This window comes from Hubeiibacter jixunmingi, assembly GCF_041928215.1.
Classification (GTDB): Bacteria; Pseudomonadota; Gammaproteobacteria; order Pseudomonadales; family Moraxellaceae; genus Acinetobacter.
The window spans coordinates 1-4,246 of record NZ_JBHFHK010000104.1; the positions used below are offsets into that span (position 1 = coordinate 1).

2 protein-coding genes and 2 pseudogenes are annotated in these 4,246 nt (G+C 38.2%); 2 read left to right on the plus strand and 2 right to left on the minus strand.

Annotated elements, in window-relative coordinates; translation table 11 throughout:
* Window positions 1–109: pseudogene (locus ACEYX7_RS10625) on the plus strand (IS5/IS1182 family transposase); the annotation flags it as partial.
* Here the strand turns inward: ACEYX7_RS10625 and ACEYX7_RS10630 are convergent.
* Both ACEYX7_RS10630 and gyrA read right to left on the minus strand, forming a co-directional pair.
* Entirely contained in the window at window positions 99–491 is a 393-nt protein-coding gene (locus ACEYX7_RS10630) for an nSTAND3 domain-containing NTPase (protein WP_374802493.1), read from the minus strand. The pseudogene ACEYX7_RS10625 and the gene ACEYX7_RS10630 overlap by 11 nt on opposite strands.
* A gap of 228 nt (window positions 492–719) precedes the next feature.
* Entirely contained in the window at window positions 720–3,497 is a 2,778-nt protein-coding gene (gene gyrA / locus ACEYX7_RS10635) for a DNA gyrase subunit A (RefSeq protein WP_374806658.1), read from the minus strand.
* 259 nt (window positions 3,498–3,756) lie between these two features.
* Here gyrA and ACEYX7_RS10640 point away from each other — a divergent pair.
* Window positions 3,757–4,163 (plus strand): annotated as a pseudogene (locus ACEYX7_RS10640) (hypothetical protein).
* Window positions 4,164–4,246 lie beyond the last annotated feature (83 nt).

The following is a 4,246-nucleotide window of genomic DNA, read 5'->3' on the forward strand; positions in this document are numbered from 1 at the left end:
ACTTAAAACTTTTCGTATTTTTTCGAGTACATATCGAAATCGAAGAAATCGCTTCGAATTGAGAATGAAATTAGTGGTAGGATTTATAAATTGGCAAGTTAATCGCTAAATTTACATTTTCGAAAGAGATCTAATGTTCCTTCACGTTTGAATATATAGTCCAAATTCCCAGCACAAAATTTATTATTAAATATGGCAATATCTTTTACCAATCCATCAGTAATACTGCTTTGACCATCATTTATCTTTCTTAATTCATAGAAGATAGGAAATAAGTGCGAATTATCTTTAATTATATCTAAGAATAGCATTTTCATTAAACAAGATTTACCAGAACCTGCTGTTCCTACAATAACTATCTTATTTTTATCATTTGTAAAATTTAGGATTTTATCTTGCTTAATTTTCTTACTTCTATTTTCAATATATTGCTGAACATAAATGTCTTCTAGATTAATGACTTCGGAAGGAAATAAAGGAGTTTTAATCATAGACAAAGCTTTAATCTTTGCAGAATAATAATCATTCAACGCGAAATTATATCTAATAGCAAATCTTTGCAGATCCGCTCCCAAGAATTTAAGAATTCCTGATCCATATCTGGCAAAAAAATATACAGTTTTTCAGTATCTTCTAGAATCGACATGATCTTTAATATCCTTTAAATTTATCAAAATAAAGCACAGCCTAAACTGTGCTTTATTTTTATTTACCAATGATTAGCTTTCACTACCATCGGATTCAGTTCCATTATCATCAATTTCGGCATCGCTATCGCTGACCGCTTTTGGCTCGACATCTGCCAAATCAGGATCTAAATCGCTGTCATGCGTATTGTCTGAATCATTGTCATTAGGTAAAGTTTCATCCTCTTCCACTTGTTCCAATGCTTCCAAACCAACCAAGACCTCACCTTCAGTCAAGCGAATCAAACGCACACCTTGGGCATTACGACCCGTGGTAGCAATCTCAGCCGCACGGGTACGCACCAAAGTACCGCCATCAGAAATCAATAACAGCTCTTTGCTTTCATCAATCGCCACTGCACCGACCAATTCACCATTACGCACGCTGGTTTTGATGGCAATCACGCCTTTACCACCACGTTTTTTGGTTGGGAAATCATCGACTGGCGTACGTTTACCATAACCATTGGCACACGCACACAACACTTCACCACTGGCAGGCACAACCACCAAAGACACAATACGACTAGTGATATTTAAGCTCTCTTCGCCATCATCTGCGACGCTATCATTATCGTCATTGTCTTGTTCTAGCTCATCATCATCTAGGCTACTGGTCGCAAAATTTACACGCATACCACGCACACCTTTGGCGGTACGTCCCATAGATCGTGCATCGGTTTCGTTAAAGCGAATCGCTTTACCTTCATTGCTAAACAACATGATTTGTTGATTGCCATCGGTAATCGCCACGCCAATCAAGCAGTCTTCATCAGATAGCTCAATGGCACGCAAACCATTGGTACGAATATTATTAAACTGTTCTAATTCAACACGTTTCACCGTACCTGATGCCGTTGCCATAAAGATATATTGATTTTCAGCAAAATCCATCACTGGCAAAATCGCAGTGATATTTTCATTGGCTTCTAATGGTAATAAATTCACCATCGGACGACCTTTGGCACCACGCGATGCAATCGGCACTTCAAAACCACGCAAACGATACACCTTACCACGGTCGGTAAAGAATAAAATTGTAGCATGGGTCGATGTCACTACAATATGTTGAATATAATCATCTTCTTTCATACTGGTGGCAGATTTACCACGACCGCCACGGCGTTGTGCTTCATAATCTGACAATGGCTGTGTTTTTGCATAGCCAGTTTTTGAAACCGTCAAGACCACTTGTTCTTCAGGAATCAAATCTTCACGGCTAAAGTCCACGCCCGATTCAATGATTTCTGTACGGCGAGCATCGCCAAACTGCTGCAATACTTCCGCCAATTCAGTACGGATAATTTCCATTAACAAATTAAAATCATTTAAAATCGCCAAATATTCAGCAATTTTTGCCAAGATTTCGCTATATTCTGCATGTAATTTGTCTTGTTCCAAACCAGTCAAACGATGCAAACGTAATTCTAAAATCGCACCGACTTGGGCAGGGGACAAACGATACACATCACCGCTTAAGCCATACGGATTAGCAAGGTCTTCACCTTCAATCACTTCTGGACGTACCGATTGCGAACCCGCTTTTTCTAGTAAAGCAATCACACCACCTGCTTGCCATGATTTATTTAACAAACGTTCACGTGCTTCTGCTGGATTGGCAGAAGTTTTAATTGATTCAATAATGTCATCGATATTGGCAAGTGCAACCGTTAGACCTTCCAACAAATGCCCACGCTCACGGGCTTTGCGTAGTTCGTACATGGTACGGCGTGTCACTACTTCTTGACGGTGACGAATAAAAGCAGCGATTAAATCTTTAAGATTCATCAATTTAGGCTGACCATTATCCAAACACACCATATTGATGCTAAATGAGCTTTGCAATTGGGTATTTAAAAATAGGTTATTGACTACAACCTCTGCGTTTTCGCCATTTTTTAAATAAATCGCGATACGCATACCTTCTTTATCAGACTCATCTTGTAATAAAGAAATGCCTTCCAATTTCTTTTCTTTGACCAATTCAGCGATACGTTCAATCACTTTGGCTTTATTGACTTGATAAGGAATTTCTGTAAATACAATTACTTGACGATTATTTTTATCTTGTTCGATATGATATTTACCACGGATATGCACACGTCCTTTACCTGTGCGATAGGCATCATAAATGCCTGCCTTGCCGTAAATCACACCGCCTGTAGGAAAATCTGGACCGCTAATGTGTTGCATCAAACCTTCAATGGCAATATTTGGATCATTGGCATAAGCTAAACAAGCATGAATGACTTCAGTTAGGTTGTGCGGTGCCATATTGGTCGCCATACCGACTGCAATACCTGTCGTACCGTTAATCAAAAGATTCGGAATTTTGGTTGGTAAAACATCTGGAATTTGCTCAGAACCGTCGTAGTTATCTACCCAATCAACCGTATCTTTTTCCAAATCTGCCAATAGTTCATGAGTGAGCTTTTGCATACGGATTTCGGTATAACGCATTGCTGCTGCACTATCGCCATCTACCGACCCAAAGTTACCTTGACCATCCACCAACAGATAACGCAAGCTAAAATCTTGTGCCATACGAACAATGGTTTCATAGACTGCACTATCACCATGTGGGTGATATTTACCGATCACATCACCGACTACACGTGCGGATTTTTTGTAAGCTTTGTTATAATCGTTGCCGAGTTCATGCATGGCGTATAACACACGGCGGTGTACAGGCTTTAGACCATCACGTACATCAGGCAACGCACGTGATACAATTACACTCATCGCATAATCAAGATAAGAATTTTTCAACTCATCTTCAATGGCAATCGGTCGAATTTCCGATACGCTCATAGTTACTCCTTGCACAAGCAAACATCGCCCGTGTTATTTCATTAAAAAATAGTTATGACTATTATTTAGTCAAAATTAAACTGTGCAATTATAGCATAAAAAGCCCAAATTTGCTTAATTTTAGCTATTTTAGTGAATAAAACTACTGCAAATTCATCAGCCAAAAATTTATGCAGTTGGCATGATTTAACTTGGAAAAAGGCAATTTTTGTTTATTATAAATAATAATGATTATCATTTTCAAACTTAGGACATTATTATGCAATTACTTTCTCAAACCCAAAACTCAACTTATTCATTCACAACGACCACGCAGGCACAGCAAGCTATTGAGGCTTTTTTCACCTTACAATGCTGTTGGTTAAATCATCAAGAAATTTATTTGGAACAAGGTTGTTTACGTTGTGGCTCAGCAGCAACTTATTTGATTTATTATACAGATCGCCAAATTCAAAACTTGATGCTTGAATTCATTGCAAAATATAACTGTGTTGCTCATATTGATTTGTTAGATATAGACCTTTCTTGGCTGTATATGAGCAATTTTTAGAAAAATTAGAGTCCGCAGTGAATCAATATGCTTGCCGTGTTGGGGATAAAACCACCACGATCTATTTTGACCAAGTCGAATCTATTTTTGAGCGTTCAAATGCAGTAAATTGTTAATTTAATAATAGGGCGTGTTGACAATTAACGCAAATTGATTATTGTTGCAGCCAGATAGATATTAGCAGCAAAAGATTCATCGG